The sequence below is a fragment of the Roseococcus suduntuyensis genome (assembly GCF_014196305.1).
Taxonomy (GTDB): Bacteria; Pseudomonadota; Alphaproteobacteria; order Acetobacterales; family Acetobacteraceae; genus Roseococcus; species Roseococcus suduntuyensis.
Map to the genome: position 1 here is coordinate 1,145,361 of NZ_JACIDJ010000001.1, position 18,797 is coordinate 1,164,157.

18 protein-coding genes are annotated in these 18,797 nt (G+C 70.6%); 2 read left to right on the top strand and 16 right to left on the bottom strand.

Annotation, left to right across the window (positions count from 1 at the left end):
• Position 1 precedes the first annotated feature (1 nt).
• From GGQ83_RS05395 to proB, 7 genes are all read right to left on the bottom strand, one after another.
• On the bottom strand, positions 2 to 1,774 hold the full coding sequence (locus tag GGQ83_RS05395; RefSeq protein ID WP_184382615.1) for an NAD(P)-binding domain-containing protein: 1,773 nt from the start codon (positions 1,772 to 1,774) through the stop codon (positions 2 to 4).
• A gap of 121 nt (positions 1,775 to 1,895) precedes the next feature.
• Positions 1,896 to 2,291, bottom strand: a complete 396-nt coding sequence (locus tag GGQ83_RS05400) for an ATP-binding protein (protein WP_184382617.1) — start codon at positions 2,289 to 2,291, stop codon at positions 1,896 to 1,898.
• A complete protein-coding gene (locus tag GGQ83_RS05405; protein ID WP_184382619.1) occupies positions 2,288 to 2,626 on the bottom strand; it encodes an STAS domain-containing protein in 339 nt (112 codons plus the stop codon). The genes GGQ83_RS05400 and GGQ83_RS05405 overlap by 4 nt, the downstream gene beginning before the upstream one ends.
• 64 nt (positions 2,627 to 2,690) lie before the next feature.
• Positions 2,691 to 4,733 carry a TRAP transporter permease gene (locus GGQ83_RS05410; protein ID WP_207018077.1) on the bottom strand — a complete coding sequence of 681 codons (2,043 nt, stop codon included), beginning with the start codon at positions 4,731 to 4,733 and terminating at the stop codon, positions 2,691 to 2,693.
• 73 nt (positions 4,734 to 4,806) lie between these two features.
• Positions 4,807 to 5,832 carry a TAXI family TRAP transporter solute-binding subunit gene (locus GGQ83_RS05415; RefSeq protein WP_207018075.1) on the bottom strand — a complete coding sequence of 342 codons (1,026 nt, stop codon included), beginning with the start codon at positions 5,830 to 5,832 and terminating at the stop codon, positions 4,807 to 4,809.
• Positions 5,833 to 5,903: 71 nt separating this feature from the next.
• The gene (locus tag GGQ83_RS05420; protein ID WP_184382621.1) at positions 5,904 to 6,695 is read right to left on the bottom strand and encodes an undecaprenyl-diphosphate phosphatase; all 792 of its coding nucleotides are present in this window, start codon (positions 6,693 to 6,695) and stop codon (positions 5,904 to 5,906) included.
• A gap of 6 nt (positions 6,696 to 6,701) precedes the next feature.
• Positions 6,702 to 7,853 carry a glutamate 5-kinase gene (gene proB / locus GGQ83_RS05425; RefSeq protein ID WP_184382622.1) on the bottom strand — a complete coding sequence of 384 codons (1,152 nt, stop codon included), beginning with the start codon at positions 7,851 to 7,853 and terminating at the stop codon, positions 6,702 to 6,704.
• Positions 7,854 to 7,935: 82 nt separating this feature from the next.
• On the opposite strand from proB, the gene GGQ83_RS05430 reads away from it, so the two are divergent.
• Positions 7,936 to 8,601: a YjbF family lipoprotein gene (locus tag GGQ83_RS05430; RefSeq protein WP_184382624.1), complete on the top strand. Its 666-nt coding sequence runs from the start codon at positions 7,936 to 7,938 to the stop codon at positions 8,599 to 8,601.
• 77 nt (positions 8,602 to 8,678) lie between these two features.
• Here the strand turns inward: GGQ83_RS05430 and GGQ83_RS05435 are convergent, their stop codons facing one another.
• Positions 8,679 to 9,923, bottom strand: a complete 1,245-nt coding sequence (locus GGQ83_RS05435; RefSeq protein WP_184382626.1) for an MFS transporter — start codon at positions 9,921 to 9,923, stop codon at positions 8,679 to 8,681.
• A gap of 154 nt (positions 9,924 to 10,077) precedes the next feature.
• On the opposite strand from GGQ83_RS05435, the gene GGQ83_RS05440 reads away from it, so the two are divergent.
• Positions 10,078 to 10,890: an AraC family transcriptional regulator gene (locus GGQ83_RS05440; RefSeq protein ID WP_184382628.1), complete on the top strand. Its 813-nt coding sequence runs from the start codon at positions 10,078 to 10,080 to the stop codon at positions 10,888 to 10,890.
• Here GGQ83_RS05440 and GGQ83_RS05445 read toward each other — a convergent pair.
• From GGQ83_RS05445 to GGQ83_RS05480, 8 genes are all read right to left on the bottom strand, one after another.
• Positions 10,865 to 11,320, bottom strand: coding sequence for a helix-turn-helix domain-containing protein (locus tag GGQ83_RS05445; protein WP_184382630.1), 456 nt, complete (start codon positions 11,318 to 11,320; stop codon positions 10,865 to 10,867). The two genes, GGQ83_RS05440 and GGQ83_RS05445, sit on opposite strands and share 26 nt — an antisense overlap.
• Positions 11,321 to 11,550: 230 nt before the next feature.
• Positions 11,551 to 13,074 carry an apolipoprotein N-acyltransferase gene (gene lnt, locus GGQ83_RS05450; RefSeq protein WP_184382632.1) on the bottom strand — a complete coding sequence of 508 codons (1,524 nt, stop codon included), beginning with the start codon at positions 13,072 to 13,074 and terminating at the stop codon, positions 11,551 to 11,553.
• Between the two features lie 93 nt (positions 13,075 to 13,167).
• Positions 13,168 to 14,055, bottom strand: coding sequence for a hemolysin family protein (locus GGQ83_RS05455; RefSeq protein WP_184382634.1), 888 nt, complete (start codon positions 14,053 to 14,055; stop codon positions 13,168 to 13,170).
• Positions 14,055 to 14,567 carry an rRNA maturation RNase YbeY gene (ybeY, locus tag GGQ83_RS05460; RefSeq protein WP_184382636.1) on the bottom strand — a complete coding sequence of 171 codons (513 nt, stop codon included), beginning with the start codon at positions 14,565 to 14,567 and terminating at the stop codon, positions 14,055 to 14,057. The genes GGQ83_RS05455 and ybeY overlap by 1 nt, the downstream gene beginning before the upstream one ends.
• Positions 14,551 to 15,516: a PhoH family protein gene (locus tag GGQ83_RS05465; RefSeq protein WP_184382961.1), complete on the bottom strand. Its 966-nt coding sequence runs from the start codon at positions 15,514 to 15,516 to the stop codon at positions 14,551 to 14,553. Before GGQ83_RS05465 ends, ybeY begins: the two co-directional genes overlap by 17 nt.
• A 104-nt stretch (positions 15,517 to 15,620) precedes the next feature.
• Positions 15,621 to 17,003 (bottom strand): tRNA (N6-isopentenyl adenosine(37)-C2)-methylthiotransferase MiaB, encoded by a 1,383-nt coding sequence (miaB, locus tag GGQ83_RS05470; protein WP_184382637.1) that lies wholly within the window; start codon positions 17,001 to 17,003, stop codon positions 15,621 to 15,623.
• A 182-nt stretch (positions 17,004 to 17,185) separates the two neighbouring features.
• On the bottom strand, positions 17,186 to 17,782 hold the full coding sequence (locus GGQ83_RS05475; protein WP_184382639.1) for a DUF938 domain-containing protein: 597 nt from the start codon (positions 17,780 to 17,782) through the stop codon (positions 17,186 to 17,188).
• Positions 17,779 to 18,792 carry an NAD(P)/FAD-dependent oxidoreductase gene (locus GGQ83_RS05480; RefSeq protein WP_184382640.1) on the bottom strand — a complete coding sequence of 338 codons (1,014 nt, stop codon included), beginning with the start codon at positions 18,790 to 18,792 and terminating at the stop codon, positions 17,779 to 17,781. Before GGQ83_RS05480 ends, GGQ83_RS05475 begins: the two co-directional genes overlap by 4 nt.
• Positions 18,793 to 18,797 lie beyond the last annotated feature (5 nt).

The window sequence follows — 18,797 nt, forward strand, 5'->3', positions numbered from 1 at the left end:
GCTACACCCACCCCAGCTCCTGCGCCTTGATCTGCAAGGCGATGTAGCGCGAATACATCCGCACCTGCGAAAACGCGCCCCCCGTGAACCACAGCCCCTGCTGCGGCGTGCGGTGCCACATGTTCGCCAGCTCCTGCCGCGGCATGTCGAAGCCCCAGACCTGGCCCACGCGCGCCGCCACCTCCGGGCCGAAGAAGGCGTTCACCATGTGCTCATGCCCCTTGTAGCCGGTGGCGAGCACGATGAGTTCCGCGGGCCGCCGCGTGCCATCCTTCATCACCACGCCATCGGCCGCGAAATGGGCGATGTCGTGGTATTGCATCAGCCCCACCTCGCCCCGGATCAGCAGTTCGGAGGCGCCCACGTTGAAGTAGTAGCCACCCCCGCGCGTGCGGTATTTCAGCGGCCAGCCCGTGTCGTCCTCGCCGAAGTCGAGGCGGAAGCCCACGCGCTCCAGCCCTGACAGCAGCTCCGCATCCAGCTCGCGTGATTTCGCGGTCAGGATCTGGTGCGCCCGCTTCATCACCGGCAGCGGGAAGGAGGTGTTGATGAGGTCACGGTCCTCCCGCGCCGGGCCGGGCCCGTAGTAGATGCCGTCATAGAGCTGCGCGGCGGGCTCCACATTCGTCACCAGCGTGGGGCTGCGCTGCACCATCGTGACGTGCGCGCCATTGCCGTGCAGGTCCTGCGTGATGTCGTGCGCGCTGGTGCCGGTGCCGAACACCATCACGGGCCTTCCCTCCCATTCCGCGCCATCCTTGAACTGGCTGGAATGCAGCACCTTGCCCTGGAAGTTCGAGAGCGTCGGGATGTCTGGCAGCTTGGGCACGCTGGAGACGCTGGTGGCCATGATGATGTGGCGCGGGCGCATGACGCGCGTGCTGCCATCTTCCAGCTTGAGCGTGGCGTTCCAGCACCGCGCCGCCTCGTCGAATGTGGCGCCCTCGAAGCTGGTGCGGGTCCAGAAGTCGAGTTCCAGCGCCTCGACATAGAATTCCAGCCAGTTCGCGATCTTGTCCTTCGGGATGTAGGTGGGCCAAGTGTCGGGGAAGGGCAGATAGGGCATGTGGTTGCTGCCCAGGGAGTTGTGCAGCTTCAGCCCGTGGTAGCGCAGGCGCCAGTTGTCGCCGATGCGCGCCATGCGGTCCACGACCAGCGCCTCCACCCCCAGCGCCTTCAGGCTGGCGGCCGCGCCCAGCCCGGCATGGCCCCCGCCCACGATCAGCACGGCCGGGTCGCGGTCCTTGTAGAGCCGCGCCTCCAGCCGCTTGTCGAGCCAGTTGGGGCCCTTGAAGTCGCGCTCGAAGGCGGGTTCCTCGCGCGAGAGGCGCGCGCTTTCCTCGTCATGGCCGCGCAGGCTGTGCAGGGCGGTCATCAGCGTCCAGGCGGCGGGCGGGGTGGCGAAGCCGTCCGCGGCCTTGATGCGCAGCACGCCGGCGCATTCGCCCACATCGGTCTCGAAGCGGAGGATGGCCTCGATGCAGGCCTCGCCCGCACGTTCCACGCGCCGCGGCGGGCAGCGGTCCTCGGCCACGCGGAAATCCCGCGCACCGGCCTGCCGCAGCGCGGGGGCCAGGGCGGCCAGCGCGGCGTCGCGCCCGCTATGGGTGACGAAGCCCCAGCTCAGCGCCAGCAGGTCGCGCCAATGGCCGTCCTCGCGGAAGAGGGGCGTCAGCGCCGCCTCGTCGCCTGGCGCCGCCCCTTGGGCCGCGTTGAAATGCCGCAGCCAGGTTTCCACCACCTGGGCCGGCGCAAGCTGGGTGTCCGCGTTCATCGCGTGCCTCTCGTGGATGTTTCCTTGAGGGGCAGGTTAGCGCCTGATCCGCGGAGGCGAAATCGCCGGAGCGGTGAATCAGTCGCTCAATAACGCCACGCGCGCTATGGCGCCGGCGCAATCACCCGAAGGTGAGTTCCAGCCGGTTGCGGCCATCCTCGCGCGCATGGGCCATGGTGCCGGCGAAGCGGCGCACCAGCAGCAGCCCGCGCCCGCCGATGCCGATGCTGTCGAAATCCGTGGGCGGCGGGGGCGGGGGCGCGCTGGTGGGGTCGAAGGGCGGGCCGGTGTCGGTGAAGACCATCACCTGGCGAGTGGCATCGCCTTCCAGCGTGACCGTGACCTCGGCCGGCGCCGCGTGCATCGCGATATTCGCGAAGATCTCCTCCGCGCAGAGATGCAGCGCATGGGCGCGCGCGGAGGGCAGGTTCCAGGCGGTGACGGCGCCCTCGACCCACGCGGCGAGCTCGGCCGCGCGGGCCAGCTCCGCCGGCAGGGCGAGAGTGAGGGGCTTCAAGCCTGGACGCGGGATTCCGCCTCGGACAGCTCCGTCACCATGGGCAGCAGCGCGTCGAGGCCGGAGGTGGTGATGACATCGGCCACCACGGGGCGGGGGCGCCACAGCACCAGGCGCCCGCCCTTGGAGTTGGCGGCGCGTGCCGCCATCACCAGCAGGCGCAGGCCCATGGAGGCCATGAACTCCACCCCATCCATGTCCACCACCACGGCTTTGTGGCCGGCGGCCAGCGCCGTGAAGCGCAGTTCCACCGCGCTGGCGCCCGTGATGTCGAGGCGCCCGGTCAGCGCGATGCAGAGCGCGCCGGAGGGCAGGGTTTCGAAGGCAAGGTCCACGGAAACAGCCTCTTCTCAAGTTGCCGTTGCTGTAGCCTTGCCTTCGCGCGGGTGTAAGTGACGGTTACGTGACGGCGGGCCGGGGCGCCTCCCGCCGCGACTTCAGGAAATTCACCAGCAGCACCGGCGCGGCCAGCGCCCCACCCACGATGGCGAGCGGCCCGTTGGGCGCGATCATCAGCAGCGCCCCCAGGATGAGGAGGAGCTGCGAAACCAGGCCCATATGGGTGAAGGCATAGCCCGTCAGCCCGATGCCGATGAACAGCACCCCCATGGCGCAGGTCAGCGTCACCAGCAGGAAGGCGTCCCAGGTGAAGCCGTCCGTGACGATGAGCATGACGGGCGCATAGGCGAAGACGAAGGGCACGGTGGCCTTCGCGATGCCCAGGCGGAAGGCGGTCAGCCCCGTGCGGAAGGGGTTGGCCCCCGCGATGCCCGCCGCCGCATAGGCCGAGACGCAGACGGGTGGCGTGAGGTCCGCCAGGATCCCGAAATACAGCACGAAGAGGTGTGCGGCGATGGGCGGCACGCCGAGCTGCACGATGGAGGGGGCCGCGATCGCCGCCAGGATGATGTAGAGCGCGGTGGTGGGAATGCCCGCGCCCATCAGCACGCAGATGATGGCGACGAAGAGCAGCGTGAGGAACAGCGTCAGCCCCTGCAGCGAGACGAAGCCCGCCGGCATCAGGTCCAGCACCGGGGTGAAGAAGGCGGCGGCGGAGGCGGCGGCCTGGGTCACGATGAAGCCCACGCGGAAGCCCGCGCCGGTCAGCGTCACCACGCCCACCACCATGCCGACCGCGGCGGCCGCGGCACCCACCGCCAGCGCGTAGCGCGCGCCGGTGTCGAGCGCGATCCAGAGGTCCTTGAGCGTCAGCCGGTTGCGGGGGTTGAGGAAGCCCACCACCACGCAGGCCGTGATGCCCACGAAAGCCGCCAGATAGGGCGTGTAGCCGGCCAGGATGACATAGACGAGCAGCACGAGGGGAATGACCGTGGGCCAGCCGTCGCGCAGCGTGGGCCACAGCTTCGGCAGTTCGGACTGCTCCAGGCCGCGCAGGCCCAGGCGCTTGGCCTCGAAATGCACCTGCACGAAGACGCCCCAGAAGTGCATGGCGGCCGGGATCGCGGCCGCGATCAGCAGCGTCGTCAGCGTGATTTCCAGGAACTCGATCATGATGAAGGCGGCGGCCCCCATGATGGGCGGCGTGATCTGCCCGCCCGCGCTCGCCGCCGCTTCCACCGCGCCCGCGAAGTGCGGCTTGTAGCCCACGCGCTTCATGGCCGGGATGGTGAGCGAACCGGTCGTCACCGTGTTCGCGATGGAGGAGCCGCTGATGGAGCCGAACATGGCCGACGCCAGCACCGCCACCTTGGCCGGCCCGCCCGCATAGCGCCCGGCGATGATGGTCGCGATGTCGATGAAGAACTGGCCGAGGCCCATCCGCGTGGCGATCACGCCGAACAGCACGAAGTGGAAGACGTAGGTGGCCACCACCTTGGCCGGGATGCCGAAGATGCCTTCCTGCGTGAGGTAGACATGGTTCACGAAGCCGGCCCAGTCGGAGCCGGGATGCGCCAGCACGCCCGAGAGCAGGTTGCCCCACAGCGCATAGGCGATGAACACGCAGACGATGATGGGCAGCGTGATGCCCATGGAGCGCCGCACCGCCTCCAGCGTCAGCACCACCATGATGGTGCCCATCAGCATGTCCATGTCGTTGGGCATGCCGATGCGGAAGGTGAGTTCGTCGAAGATGACGGGCAGATAGATGGTGGCGATGATGATGGTGGTGGCCAGCACCCAGTCCAGCACCGGCACCCCGCCGATCTTCGGCCCGAAGGAGAAGAGGCGCCCGCCGGGGAACATGATGAACACCAGCGCGAGCACGGCGGCCAGGTGGATGGCCTTGTGCCAATGCTCGGTCATGATGCCGAAGCCGGCCGTCCAGTAGTGGAACACCGAGAGCGCGACCAGCGCCGCCGAGACCATGGGCGCGGCCAGGCCCGAGAGGTCACGGAAGCGCAACTCGCTGTCCGTCGCCTTCTCCAGCTTTTCCGCCGCCTCGAGGTCGAGCCTGGTGCTCGATGAACGCTGTTCGCTCACGCTGACTTCCTCACACGAAAACGGCCCCGCGCGGCAATTCGCGCGGGGCCAGCAACCACAGTCTCAGCAGGTCTCAGAGCATGCCGGCTTCGCGGTAGAAACGCTCGGCACCCGGGTGGAAGGGCACCACGCCGCGGCCTTCCAGGGCGCGCTGGCGAATGATCTCGCGGCCCTTGGCGTGGCCACGGTCGAGCAGGCCGCGCGTCGTCTCGGACCACAGCGCGCGGGTGATCTCATAGACCACGTTGTCCGGCACGCTGTCGCGCACGATCCAGCAGGCGCCGACGGTCAGCGTCGGCACGTCCTGGGTCACGCCCTGGTAGGCGCCGGCCGGAATCACGCCCGTGGAGTAGAAGGGCGCGCGCTCGATCACGCGGGTGGCCTCGGCGCCGGCGATGGGCAGGATGCGGCAGCCGGTGCGGCTGCAGAACTCGGTGAAGGCGGCGGCGGGGTAGCCCACCACGGTGAAGGTGGCGTCGAGCCCACGGTCCTGCATGCGCTCGGTGCCCTGCGCCTGGTTCAGGAACTCGGCCGTGAATTCGCGCCCCGCCCGCAGGCCATTGGCCTCCAGGATCATCTCGCTGCCCACGCGGGCACCCGAGGCCTGCAGGCCGATGGCGATGCGCCGGCCGCGCAGGTCGGAGAAGGCGCGGATTTCGCTGTCCGCGCGCACCACGGCGTGGATGTGCTCGGGGAAGAGGTGGCCCAGGAAGCGCAGCCGCTGAAGCTGCGGGCGGCCCTCGAACAGGCCCGTGCCGGTGTAGGACCAATGCAGCACGTCGGACTGCACGAAGCCGCTCTCGGCATTGCCGGACTGGATCAGGTTCACGTTCTGCACGCTGCCCTGGGTGGCCTGGGCCACGGCCACCATGCCCGGCACGCCGTCCGTGGCGCCGGCCACGTTGCAGGCGGAGCCCGGCGGGCAGGAGATGGCGTTCGCGATGATGCCGCCGATGGGGTAGTAGGTGCCGCCGGCCGAACCCGTGCCGATGCGGAAGAAGGACGGCGTCTGCGCCGCGGCCTCACGCCCGATCAGCGCCGGCGCCGCGAGCGCCACGCCGGCCATCAGGCTGCGGCGGTGGAATGTGTTGCTTGCCATGTCTTTCGTCTCCTTGAACCGGATCATTGCAGACTAGCCCCGCGGCCCTGATTGGCCAACGCGCCTGTCGCTCAACCCACGGCCAGCACCAGCAGGATCAGCGTGCCGAGCCCGATGCGATACCAGCCGAAGGGGGTGAAGCCGATCCGCGCGATGAAGGCCAGCAGAAGCTTGACCGTGAACAGCGCCACGACGAAGGCCACCACCGTGCCAAGCGCGATCTGCGCGAGGCCATCGCTGGTGAGTTCGGCGCGCACCTTGAACAGCGAATAGGCGCTGGCCGCGATCATGGTCGGAATGGCCAGGATGAAGCTGAACTCCGCCGCCGTCTTGCGGTCCACGCCGCAGAGCAGCGCGGTGATGATGGTGGCCCCTGAGCGCGAGGTGCCCGGGATCATTGCCAGCGCCTGGCCGAAGCCGATCAGCACGGCCGCGATGGGGTTGATCTGCTCCACGGCATGGATGGTGGGCTCGGGCCGCTTCTTCTCGATCACGATGATGGCGATGCCGCCCAGGATCAGCGCGCAGGCCACCACGAAGGGGTTGAACAGCAATGAGGTGATGGTGCCGTGGAAAGTTGCGCCGATGAAGGCCGCCGGCAGGAAGGCCAGGGCCACATTCATGGCGAAAACATATTCCGGCGTGCCGCGCTTCCAGAAGCCCCGCGCCACCGCCATCAGCCGCGCCCAGAACACCACGATGACGGCCAGGATGGCGCCGAGCTGGATCGTGATCTCGAACACCTTGCCGGGCGGGCCGTGGAACCCGATCAGCTCCCCCAGCAGGATCAGGTGGCCGGTGGAGGAAATGGGCAGGAACTCGGTGAGGCCTTCGACCACACCCATCAGGAAGGCGTCGAACATCAGCCTCTATTCCTCCAGCAAAACCAGGTCGTCGCGGTGGATGATCTCGTCGCGGCCGCGCCAGCCCAGGATGGCCTCGATTTCGGCACTACGATGGCCGGCGATGCGGCGCGCATCGGCCGCGTCATAGGCGGAAAGCCCGCGCGCCCATTCGCGGCCCGTGGCGTCGCGCACGGACAGCGGATCACCGCGCAGGAATTCGCCGCGCACCTCGCGCACGCCCGCCGGCAGCAGGGAGGAGCCGCGGCGCAAGGCGCCCACCGCGCCCTCATCCACCACCAGCGTGCCCAGCGGCGCGAGGCTGCCCGCGATCCAGCGCTTGCGGGCGGTGCGGGCCTCGGGCGGGGCGAGGAACCAGGTGCAGCGGGCGCCCTCTTCCAGCGCGCGCAGCGGGTGCATGGCCTCGCCCTTCGCGATGGCCATCGCGCAGCCGGCCCCGGTCGCGATGCGCGCCGCGATCAGCTTGGTGCGCATGCCGCCGGAGGAATAGCCGGGCGGCGGCTCGCCCCCCATGGCCATGATGTCATCCGTGATGCGCTCGACCACCGGCAGATGGGTGGCCGTGGGGTCGCGGCGGGGGTCGGCGGTGTAGAGACCGTCAATGTCGCTGAACAGCACCAGCGCGTCGGCCTGCACCATCTCGGCCACGCGGGCGGCCAGGCGGTCATTGTCGCCGAAGCGGATTTCGGCGGTGGCCACCGTGTCGTTCTCGTTGATGACGGGCACGCAGCCCAGCTCCAGCAGCGTGCCCAGCGTGGCGCGGGCGTTGAGGTAGCGCCTGCGGTCCTCGCTGTCCTCCAGCGTCAGCAGCAGTTGCGCGGCGCGCAGGCCCTGGGCGGCCAGGGCCGTGTCCCAGGCGCCGGCCAGCCGGATCTGCCCCACGGCGGCCGCGGCCTGCTTCTGTTCCAGGCGCAGGGTCCGGCCCGTCAGGCCCAGGGTGCGGCGGGCGAGTGCGACGGCGCCCGAGGAGACGACGATCACCTCGCGCCCCTGCGCGCGCAGGGCGGCGATGTCCTCGGCCACGGAGGCGAGCCAGGCGGCGCGCGGCTCGGCGCGCTCGGCCTCCACCAGCAGGGCGGAGCCGATCTTGATGACGATGCGTCTGGCCTGGGCCCAGGGGGTGGGGCCGGAACCGGAACAGGGCGCGGCGGCGGACATGGGCGCGGTCTGTGCGGGTTTTGCCGCGGCGCCGCAAGTCACCCCTCCCCAGCAACCGGGGCGTGTGGTTAACCTTCCATTAATGCGTCGCGCGGCGATCCCCTGCCTTCTCCTGCTTCTCGCGGCCTGCGGCAGCGATGGCGGGGCCTCGGGCATGGCGCGGGCGGTGATGGGCGGGCTTGGCCTGCCTCAGCCACGGGAGACCGCGCCCGAACCCGACCGCCTGGCCATCGCCGAGGCCGAGAGCGCCGAGGTGGACGCCGCCGCCCCCCAGCTTCGCCTGGGCCTCGGGCCGCGCACCGCGACGGCCGTGCTCATCCAGCAGCAGGGGAACCGGCGGATGTGGCGCGCGCCTGGCGGCGTGGTGGTGGCGACGGACGGGCCGCGCGTGGTGGCCACCTCGGGCCTGCCCACCCTCATCACCGCCACGCGCTTCGACGGGCCGGACCCGCTGGACAACCCCGTGGAACTGCTGGGTCGCAGCGCCGAGGCGCGGCGGCTGGTGGATTTGTCCGGCGCTGGGCGGAACCCCGCCTCGATGCGCTTCGGCATCGCCTTCGACTGTCGCCTGCGTGCCGCCCGCACCGAGGAGGAGGGTGTGGTGCTGGTGGAGGAACGCTGCCGGGTGCCGGGGCAGGGGGCGGTGGCGAATTCCTTCTGGGCGGATGAGGCGAGCGGCCGCGTCACCCACGCCGAACAATGGGTGGGGACGGGGTTGCCGCGGATGGTGCTGGTCTTCCCGAACTGACGTTGGGGGAAGTTGGCCGGGCTACTCCGCCGGCGATTCACGCCTCCGGGCCTGCGGCCCTCCGGCGATCGCGGGCGCTACTCCGCCGGCGCCGCCACCGTGCGCGGGGCGGGCTCCTCCGCCTTTTCCCAGAGTTCCGGGTGCAGTTCCTCGGGGCTGTTGGGGAACCACAGCGCGCAGCCCAGCGTGACCGTGGCGGCCCCGGCCAGCGCCACCATGGCGGCCGCCAGGTTGCCCGTGCTGGCGTGCAGGAAGCCCACCAGCGGCGCGGCGCAGGCGGCCCCAAGGAAGCCCACGGTGAAGCGCAGCGAATAGAGCTTGGCGCGCAATTCCGGCGCCACGTAGCGCGCGGTGATGGTCTCGTTCACCGTCACCTGGCCGAAGATGGCCGCCGCCATCAGCCCCGCCAGCGGCAGCACGATCCAGCCATCCAGGAAGGACAGCGCCAGCATTCCCGGCACCAGCACGATGGCCAGCGGCATGAAGACCGATTTCAGCGTCATCCGGTCAATCATGTGGCCCACGGTGAACTGCGCGAGGCCCCCGCACAGCGTCGCCAGGAAGGCCAGCAGCCCCACCACCGGCAGCAGGTCGGGCGAGGAGGCCAGGCGTTCCTCCATCAGCTTCGGGATCAGCATGGTGTAGGCGTTGAAGACCAGGCCCGACACCACCGCGATCAGCATCAGCGAGATCACGGCGCGGCGGACGATGGCGCGCGGGATGCGCGGGAAGGGGCGCGTCTGGACGCCGGCGCGGCGGGCGTCATAGGCGGGCTCACGCAGGTAGGCCAGGCCGATCACCATGCAGGCCAGCCCCGGCAGCACGAAGGCCCAGCGCCAGCCGAGCTGGGCGGCCAGGAAGGCCGTGACCACCGGGGCAAGTGCGACGCCCAGGTTCCCGAAGACGCCGTTGATGCCCATGGCGCGGCCCACCCGGTTGCCGCCGGCCTCGCTGATGATGGCGGTGCCGATGGGGTGGTAGATGGCCGAGAAGGCGCCCATCACCGCCAGCGCCACGGCCAGCCCCAGCGGCCCCGAGGTGAAGCCCGCCGCCGCCATGGCGGCCCCCGAGCCCAGGAAGAAGGCCGACATCATGGCCTTGCGCCCGAAGCGCGCGGCGAGCCAGCCCATGGGCAGCGCGCCCAGCCCGTAAATCACGAACATGCCGGTGCCGAGCGCGATGATGGGCCCGTATTCCGTGCCGAAGGGCGCCCCCGGCTCCTGCACCATGGCCAGCACGGCGGTGGCCAGCACCAGCAGCCCGTAATGGGTGAAGCTGTGCGCGGCGTTGATGAAGCAGATCTGGCGGGTGGTGCTGGTCATCGCCGCGCACTCCCCGCGCCGAGGCCAGGGTTGGTGTGGCGGCTGGCCTTGGCGCGGTCGGCAAAGCTTGCGGCGTTGATGAAGCAGATCTGGCGGGTGGTGCTGGTCATGGCGGATACGCTAGCCTGTCTGCCCTTCAACGTCCGGACGGAACATGTCGGCAGACGGACAAAACCCGCGCACCCCCAATCTGCGCACCTTGGCCCAGGAACAGGCCGATCGGCCGCTCACCGCCTATGCGCGCGACTACACCGATGGCGAGGCAACGGGCTGGCACCACCACGGCCGCGCCCAGCTTCTCTACGCGACGCGCGGCGTGATGCGGGTGGCGACGCGGGAATACAACTTCACCGTTCCCCCCGGCCGGGCGCTCTGGGTGCCGGCCGCCATGCCGCATGCGGTGGCGGTGGAAGGGCCGCTCGCCATGCGCGCCCTGTTCTTCCGGGAGGATGCGGCGGTGCTGGGCGAGGGCAGGGCGCTGGTCCTGGCCGTCTCGCCCCTGCTGCGCGAACTCATCCTCGCCGCCTGCGCGGAGCCGCTGGAATGGGATGTGCAGGGCCGCGGCGGGCATCTGGCGGCCTTGATCGCGGAGGAGGTGGCGCGTGCCCCGCAACTGCCCTTCGGCCTGCCCGCCCCGCGCGACGCGCGGCTGCGCCGGCTGGCGGATGCGCTGGCCGCCGACCCGGGGCGCGACTGGACGCTGGAGGAATGGGCGCAGCGCTGCGGCGGCTCGGCGCGGACGCTCGCCCGGCTGTTCCAGGCGGAGACGGGGATGGGCTTCGCCCGCTGGCGCCAGGCGCTGCGCCTGACCGAGGCGGCGGCGCTGCTGGCCGGCGGCGCCACGCCCGCGCGGGCCGCGGCGGCGGTGGGCTATGCCAGCGCGCCGGCCTTCGGCGCCGCCTTCCGGGCGGCCTTCGGCCTCACGCCCGGCGAGGCGCGGCTTATTCGACCGGGGTCATCGCCTTGATCAGGTCGAAGACGCGGCGGCGCACGGCGGGGTCCTGGATGCGGTAATAGGCGCGCACCAGCTCCAGCGTCTCGCGCCGGTGCAGGGTGTCGTCCTCGAAGGGGGAGGATTCCTCGGCGAAGCCGGCCACGCGGCGGGCGAAGCCCTGGCTGCCGCCCACCTGGCCCGGCATGTCGTCGAAGAAGAAGCTGATGGGCACGTCCAGCACGCGGGAGAGGTCGAAGAGGCGGCTGGCGCCGATGCGGTTCACCCCGCGCTCATACTTCTGGACCTGCTGGAAGGTGAGGCCCAGCGCCTCGCCCAGGCGTTCCTGGCTCATTCCCAGCAGCGTCCGGCGCAACCGCACGCGGGAGCCGACATGAACGTCAATGGGGCTGGGGCGATGCTCGCGTTCCGCCTTGGCGTCCTGTCCGGAAACCGGCTCCTTCATCGCAACGTCCACCTTTGCACTCCGCCGCTGGCCGCGCTCCGAAGGCGACCACACCCAGAACGGGCAGGATCGGATGCGCAGGATCGGCGGATTTGGCGCCGCATTCCGGCCACCTTTTTCGCACGATCACGAAACGGTCCTTAACGCAAAAGAAAGAAAGGGTCAATTCCCGATCTATGGTCTCAATAAAACTACAATTCTGGGTGGGAAAAATGAACGCTCTGGTTGCGTCAATCGGGCCGGCGTCGCTGCAGCGCCATACCCAATATGCCCACGCATAGCAAGGCGCCGAGCGGCACCCAGAGACCCCAGCGGCTGAAGGGCGTGGGGGCAGCGGCGCCGGGCAAGGGGGCGATGGCGAAGCCCGTCTCGCCCAGTCCGATCCGCGCGCGCTCGCGGCCCAAGGCGTCATAGACAATCGAAATGCCGGTCTGCGCGGCGCGCACCAGGGGCAGGCCCTCCTCCACCGCGCGCAGGCGGCTGGCGGCCAGATGCTGGTAGGGGCCGGCGGAATGGCCGAACCAGGCATCATTGGTGATGTTCAGCAGCCAGCCGGGGCGGGTCGGCCCCGTCACCCGTCCGGGGAAGATCACCTCATAGCAGATCAAGGGGCTGAAGCCCGGAATCCCAGGAAGTTCAAGGGTTTGCCGCCCAGGCCCGGCGGTGAAGTCCACCCCGCCCGTCACCACGCGGATGGGAATCAGCCCCCGCAGCGGCATGTATTCGCCGAAGGGCACCAGATGCGACTTGTCATAAGCGGGGCCCATGGTGCCGGCGGCGTCCAGGCTGACCAGGCTGTTCCACAGCCGCGCGACGCGCCCCTCGGGCGACCATTCGGCGCGCACCGTTCCGGCCAGCAGCACCCCCCGCTCCGGCAGCACCGAGGCCGCGAGGCGCTGGGCGTCCGGGTCCTGGGCCAGCAGGAAAGGGCTCGCCGTCTCGGGCCAGATGGCCAGGATGGGCGCTTCCGGGGCGGCCTGCGCGGCCTCGGCGGTGCCTTCGCGGGTCAACTGGAGGTATCTTTGGAAAATGGCGAGGCGCTGCGTCTCCTCCCATTTGAGATCCTGCGGAATGTTGCCCTGCACCAGCACCAGCCGGGCGGCGCTGTCCTCCGGCGCGGGCTGGCGCAGCACCCAGGCGCCCCCGCTGCCCCAAAGGGCCAGGCCCGAGAGCAGCAGCGGCGTCGCCACCCGCCAGCCCAGCGCGGGCAGGGCGGCCAGCAGGGCCGTCAGCAAGGAAAGCCCATGCACCCCCACAAAGGCGGCCGGTTGCAGCGGGATTTCGTGGAAGGCCCAGGCGGTGCCCAGCAGGTTCCAGGGGAAGCCGGTGAAGAGGAAGCCGCGCAGCATTTCGGACGCCGTCCAGGCGGCGGCGAAGACCAGCACGGCGGGCCAGCCCACGCCCGGCCTTCCCCGCCCCGCCCGCCACGCCGCCCAGGCCGGCAGCGCCATGAAGGCCGCGAGCGGCAGCGCCACCCCGGGCGCCGCGAAAGGCACCAGCCAGAACCAGGTGGCGAGGTCCGTGAACAGCGCGTGCGTCAGCCAATAGAGGCCGGCCACATGGTGCCCGAAGCCGAACAGCGCCCCCCACCACAGCGCCTGCCGCGCCCCCCCGGCCCGTGCCAGCACAGCCAGGAAGGTGGGGAAGGTCAGCAGCAGCACCGGCAACAGGTGCAAGGGCGGCAGCGCGAGGGCCGAGGCGGCGCCGAGCAGCAGGGAGGCGAGGCCCGGACGCGCGTTCAGGAAATTCCGCATGGCGCGGCTTATGCCCGGAAAACCGGGCGGTGGATACGCGGCGCCTACTCCGCCGCGTTCCTTGCCGTCCGGCCTTTACTCCGCCGCGCCCTCTTACTCCGCCGCGCTTCGGGCGGCACCGGCCGCCGGCCGCCGCACGCGCAGCCGGCGGATGCGCCGTGCATCGGCCTCCAGCACCCGGAATTCCAGGCCCGAGGGGTGGGAGAAGATCTCGCCCCGCGCTGGCACGCGCTCGGCCAGGGTGAAGACGAGGCCGCCCACCGTATCTATGTCGCTGCCGCGTTCCTCGGACGTCAGCACCTCGCCCAGCTTTTCCTCGAAATCCTCGATGGGGGTGCGGGCGTCGAGTTCATAGACGCCCTCGCCACGCTCGATGATCTGCGGCGCGCCGTCCTCGTCATGCTCGTCGGCGATGTCGCCCACGATGGTCTCGACCACGTCCTCGATGGTGACGAGGCCATCAATGCCGCCATATTCGTCCACCACCAGGGCCAGGTGCATCCGCTCCTGCCGCATGCGCAGCAGCAGGTCGAGCACGGGCATGGAGGGCACGACGAAGAGGGGTTTCCGCAGCACGGAGCGCAGGGTGAAATCCCCCTCGCGCCCCATGGCGGCGATGATATCCTTGATGTGGACCATGCCCAGCACGTCATCCAGGTGGCCCTGGTAGACCGGGTAGCGGCTGTGGCCCTCGCGCTGGATGGCGGCCATGGCCTGGCCGAAGGTGAGGCCCACGGGCAGGGCGATGATGTCCGCGCGCGGCACCATCACGTCATTGGCCGTGGCGCCGCGCAGCTTCAGCACGTTGGACAGCAGGGCGCGCTCGTGCCGGTCCAGCGCGCGGGCATCGGGGGCGCCGCCGGAATCGGCCGGCGCGCCGATGAGTTCCTCGACGCGGTCGCGCAGGCTGTCGGCGGCGCGGCGGTTGAACAGGCCGCGGATGCGGCGGATCAGCTCGGGTTGTTGGCCGTCGCTCGCCATCACGCGGCCCCCCGCCAGCGCGTGCGCCAGGGGTTGGCGACGCCCAGCCGCCGCAGGATGCGCGCCTCGGCGCGTTCCATCAGCATGGCCTCCCCGGCCGAAAGGTGGTCATGGCCGAGCAAATGCAGCGTCCCGTGCACGATGAGGTGGAGGAAATGGTCCTGGACCGCGCGGCCCTCGGCCAGCGCCTCCCGCCGCACGACACCGAGCGCCAGGGCCACATCGCCCAGCGTCAGGCTGCCATAGGGGGCAGGAAAGGAGAGGACGTTGGTGGCCTTCTCCTTGCCGCGGAAGCCGGTGTTGAGCCGCCGGATCTCGGCGTCATCGGTCAGCAGCAGGGTCAGGTGGCCATTGGCGCCCTGGTCGGCCAAAGTGGCCGTGACGGCACGGCGGGCCAAGGCCTCCGCACGGGGCAAGGCGGCACGCCAGCCCGGCGCGCCCAGCACCACATCCACATCGGCGAGCCCGGCGGCGAGTTCCGCACCGCCGGGCAGGCTACTTCCCGGTTCCATCCACATCCTTCCCGGCGCCACTGCGGGGCATGTTGCCGCCGCGCTGCGCCTCCATTGCACCATAGGCCGCGACGATGCGCCCCACGAGGGGGTGCCGCACCACGTCCTTCTCGTCGAAATGGGTGAAGCCTATTCCGGGCACCCCACGCAAGATGGAAATGGCCTCGACCAGTCCGGATTTCATCCCCGGCGGCAGGTCCACCTGGGTGGGGTCGCCGGTGATGGCCATGCGGGTGCCTTCGCCCATGCGCGTCAGGAACATCTTCATCTGGGCGGGGGTGGTGTTCTGCGCCTCGTCCAGGATGGCGAAGGAATGGGCCAGCGTGCGGCCCCGCATGAAGGCGAGCGGGGCGATCTCGATCTCGCCGGCGGCGATGCGGCGGGCCACCTGCTCGGCCGGCAGCATGTCGTGCAGGGCGTCGTAGAGGGGGCGGAGATAGGGGTCCACCTTCTCCTTCATGTCGCCGGGCAGGAAGCCCAGGCGTTCGCCGGCCTCGACGGCGGGGCGGGAGAGCACGATGCGGTCCACCCGCTGCGCCAGCAGCAGCGCCACGCCCTGCGCCACGGCGAGATAGGTCTTGCCCGTGCCGGCGGGGCCGATGCCGAAGACCATCTCGTTGCGGGAGAGGGTCTCCATATAGGCGGCCTGGGCCGGGGTGCGGGGAGCGATGGCGCCGCGCCGGGTGCGGATTTGCGGGATGTCCTGGAGCGGCAGGCGGGGGTCGGCCTCGGCCTCGCCCTCTGCCATGCGGATGGCGGCCTCGACCTCGGCGCCGGTCAGGCTGCCGCCGCGCTCCAGACTGCGCCAGAGGCCACGCAGCACCTGTTCGGCCATCTGCGTGCGCTCGGCGGTGCCGCTCAGCGTGATGCGGTTGCCGCGGCAGGCCAGCCGCACGCCGCATCGGCTTTCGATCCGCGCCAGGTGCTTGTCGTGCTCGCCATAGAGCATCGGCAGCAGGGCGTTGTCCTCGAATTGCAGCGTGACGCTGCGGGATTCGGAGGAGGGGGGACCAGGGGGTTGACCCTGGCGGGCGCGGAGCGCGAGGGCGTTGCTCAAGCGGCGTGTTGCTCCTGGTTGGGCGGGGGGGAAACCAGTTCGCCCGCGAGGGAATTGGGGTGTCCCGCGCGGATTCGCAGGGGTTGCACCGTGCCCACAAGTTCCAAACCGGCGATGGCATGCACCGGTTGCAACCAGGGCGTGCGCCCCGACAATTGTCCCGGATGGCGGCCAGGGCCGGTGAACAGCACGTCCACCATCTGCCCGGCCTTGGAGGCGTTGAAGGCGGCCTGCTGGGCGCGCAGCAGGGACTGGATCTCCTGCAGGCGGCGGTCCTTGGTGGCTTCGTCCACATGGCCGGCGGCGCCGTCGGCCGGCGTGCCGGGGCGGGGGGAATACTTGAAGCTGAAGGCCTGGGCGAAGCCCACGCGCTCGATCAGGCGGAGCGTGGCCTGGTGGTCGGCCTCGGTTTCGCCGGGGTGGCCGGCGATGATGTCCGTGGAGAGGGCGAGGTCGGGCCGGGCCTCCCGCAGCCGGTCCACGAGGCGGAGGTAGTCGTCCGCCGTGTGGCCCCGGTTCATGGCGGCCAGAACCCGGTCGCTGCCCGACTGGATGGGCAAATGCAGGAAGGGCATGACGGCCGGGATGTCGCGGTGGGCGGCGATCAGCGCCTCATCCATGTCGCGGGGGTGGGAGGTGGTGTAGCGGAGCCGGAGCAGGCCCGGGATGGCGGCCAGCGCCTCCAGCAGCCGCGCCAGCCCCCATTCGGCGCCCGCCGCATCGGCCCCGTGATAGGCGTTCACATTCTGGCCGAGCAGCGTGATCTCGCGCGCACCTTGGGCCACGAGGCGCCGCGCCTCGGCCAGCACCGCCTCGGGCGCGCGGGAATATTCGGCGCCACGGGTGTAGGGCACCACGCAGAAGGCGCAGAACTTGTCGCAGCCCTCCTGGATGGTGAGGAAGGCCGTGACGCCCTGGGGCGCGCTGGCCTCGGGCAGGTGGTCGAATTTTTCTTCCGTGGGGAATTCGGTGTCCACCACGGAACCGGCGGCGCGGGAGATGCGGGCCACCAGCTCGGGCAGCTTGTGGTAGCTCTGCGGGCCCAGCACCAGGTCCACATAGGGGGCGCGGGCGGTGATCTCGGCGCCCTCGGCCTGGGCGACGCAGCCGGCGACGGCCAGCAGCATGTCCTGGCCACCCGCGCGGCGGGCCTCCTTCATCACGCGCAGCCGGCCGAGTTCGGAGAACAGCTTCTCCGTCGCCTTCTCGCGGATATGGCAGGTGTTGAGGATGACCATGTCCGCCGCCTCGGGCGCATCCACGGGGGCATAGCCCAGGGGTGCGAGCACATCCGCCATGCGGTGGCTGTCATAGACATTCATCTGGCAGCCCCAGCTGCGCAGGAAGAGCTTCTTCTTCGGTGTGGTCGTCTGCGTCATGGAGGGGCCTCGCCGGCCGCCGAAGGGGCGGTCCAGCGGGGATAGGTGCGGAACAGCGGCCGCGCGGTCAAGAAGCGCGGCCCCAGTCCAGGGCGGGGTTCTGACGCATCATCGGCCTGGACGGTTCCAGAACGGGGCCGCGCCGGTCAAGGGAAAGCGTGTGAAGATGCGGTGTCGGGCGCTCAGCCGCGGCGGAACAGCACGGTGAGGTTGTTGGCCGGCATCTCCACCACCCGCTCCGGTGCGAAGTGCGGCGCGGCGGCGGCGGCCACCTCCTCCAGCGCGCGGAGTCCCCATTCCGGATTGCGCGCCCGCAGGTCCGCGTCGAAGGCGCTGTTGCCCGGCGCCGTCTCCACGCCCGCCCGCAGATAGGGGCCATACAGGATCAAGGGCGCCCCTGCCGGCAGCGCCGCCGCCGCGTGGCGCATCAGCCCCAGCGTGGCGGCCCAGGGCGCGATATGGATCATGTTGATGCAGAGCACGGCTTGGGCGGGCGGGAAGGGCGCGTCCTCCAGCACATCCAGGCGGTTCGGCGGCAGCAGGTTGGCCGGGCCTTCCGCCTCCCGCCAGGCCGCGATGGAGGCCAGCGCCTCGGCCGAGGGGTCGGTGGGCTGGAAGCGCAGACCCGGAAATTCGCGGGCCAGGTGCAGCGCATGCTCCCCGCTGCCCGAGGCGATTTCCAGCACCAGGCCCGAGGCCGGCAGCATGTCCCGCAGCGCGGCCGCGATGGGTTCCCGGTTGCGCGCCGTGGCGGGCGCATACAGCCGGGCGTCGGTCACGCCGGCACGCCCTTGCTGGTGGAGTATTCGAAGTGCAGCGCCTCGCCCGGAAAGACGCGCGGATGGATGGCATGGGCGGCCATGGCGGCCTCGGAAAAGCCTTGGAGAATGAGCTTCAGCTTGCCCGGATAGGTCGCGATGTCGCCGATGGCGTGCACGCCCGGAATGTTGGTGGCGCAGGTGGCGGGTTCGACCGCGATATGGCTGCGCTCCAGCCCCAGCCCCCATTCCGCGATGGGGCCGAGTTCCATGGACAGGCCGAAGAAGGCCAGCAGGTGGTCGGCCTCGACGCGCTTCTCCTCGCCCTTCAGCGTGGCGAGCGTGACGGCGGAGAGGCGCGACCCGTCGCCCTCCAGCCCGTGAAGCTGGTAGGGAATGGCCATCTCCACCTCGCCGCGCGCGGCGGCGGTGGCGAGCTGGGCGGCGGTCTCGGGGGCGGCGCGGAACTTGTCGCGGCGATGGACGACGATGACCTTGGCCGCCACGTCCTTCAGCGAAAGCGCCCAGTCCACCGCGCTGTCACCGCCGCCGGCGATGACGACGCGCTTGCCGCGGAATTCCTCGCGCTTCGTGACCATGTAGCGCACGGCGCCCGAGGCCTCGTAGCCCGGCAGGTCGTTCAGCGGGGGGCGGTTGGGGCCGAAGGCGCCGGCGCCGGCGGCCAGGATCACGGCCTTGGCGCGCACCACGCGGCCCGCGCTGGTGGTGAGGGTGAAGCCGCCTTCCTCCGGCCGCAGCGCCTCGACCCGCTGGGCCAGCAGGTATTGCGGCGAGAAGGGCGCGGCCTGTTCCTCCAGCGCGCGGATCAGCGCCGCGCCGTCAATGCGGGGGTGCGCCGGGATGTCGAAGATGGGTTTCTCGGGATAGAGGGCGGCGCATTGGCCGCCGATCTCCTCCAGCGTGTCGATCACGGTGCAGGACATCTTCAGCATGCCGCACTCGAAGACGGCGAAGAGCCCCACGGGCCCCGCGCCGATGATGGCCACGTCGGTGGTGATCGTCTCGGTCATGGCGC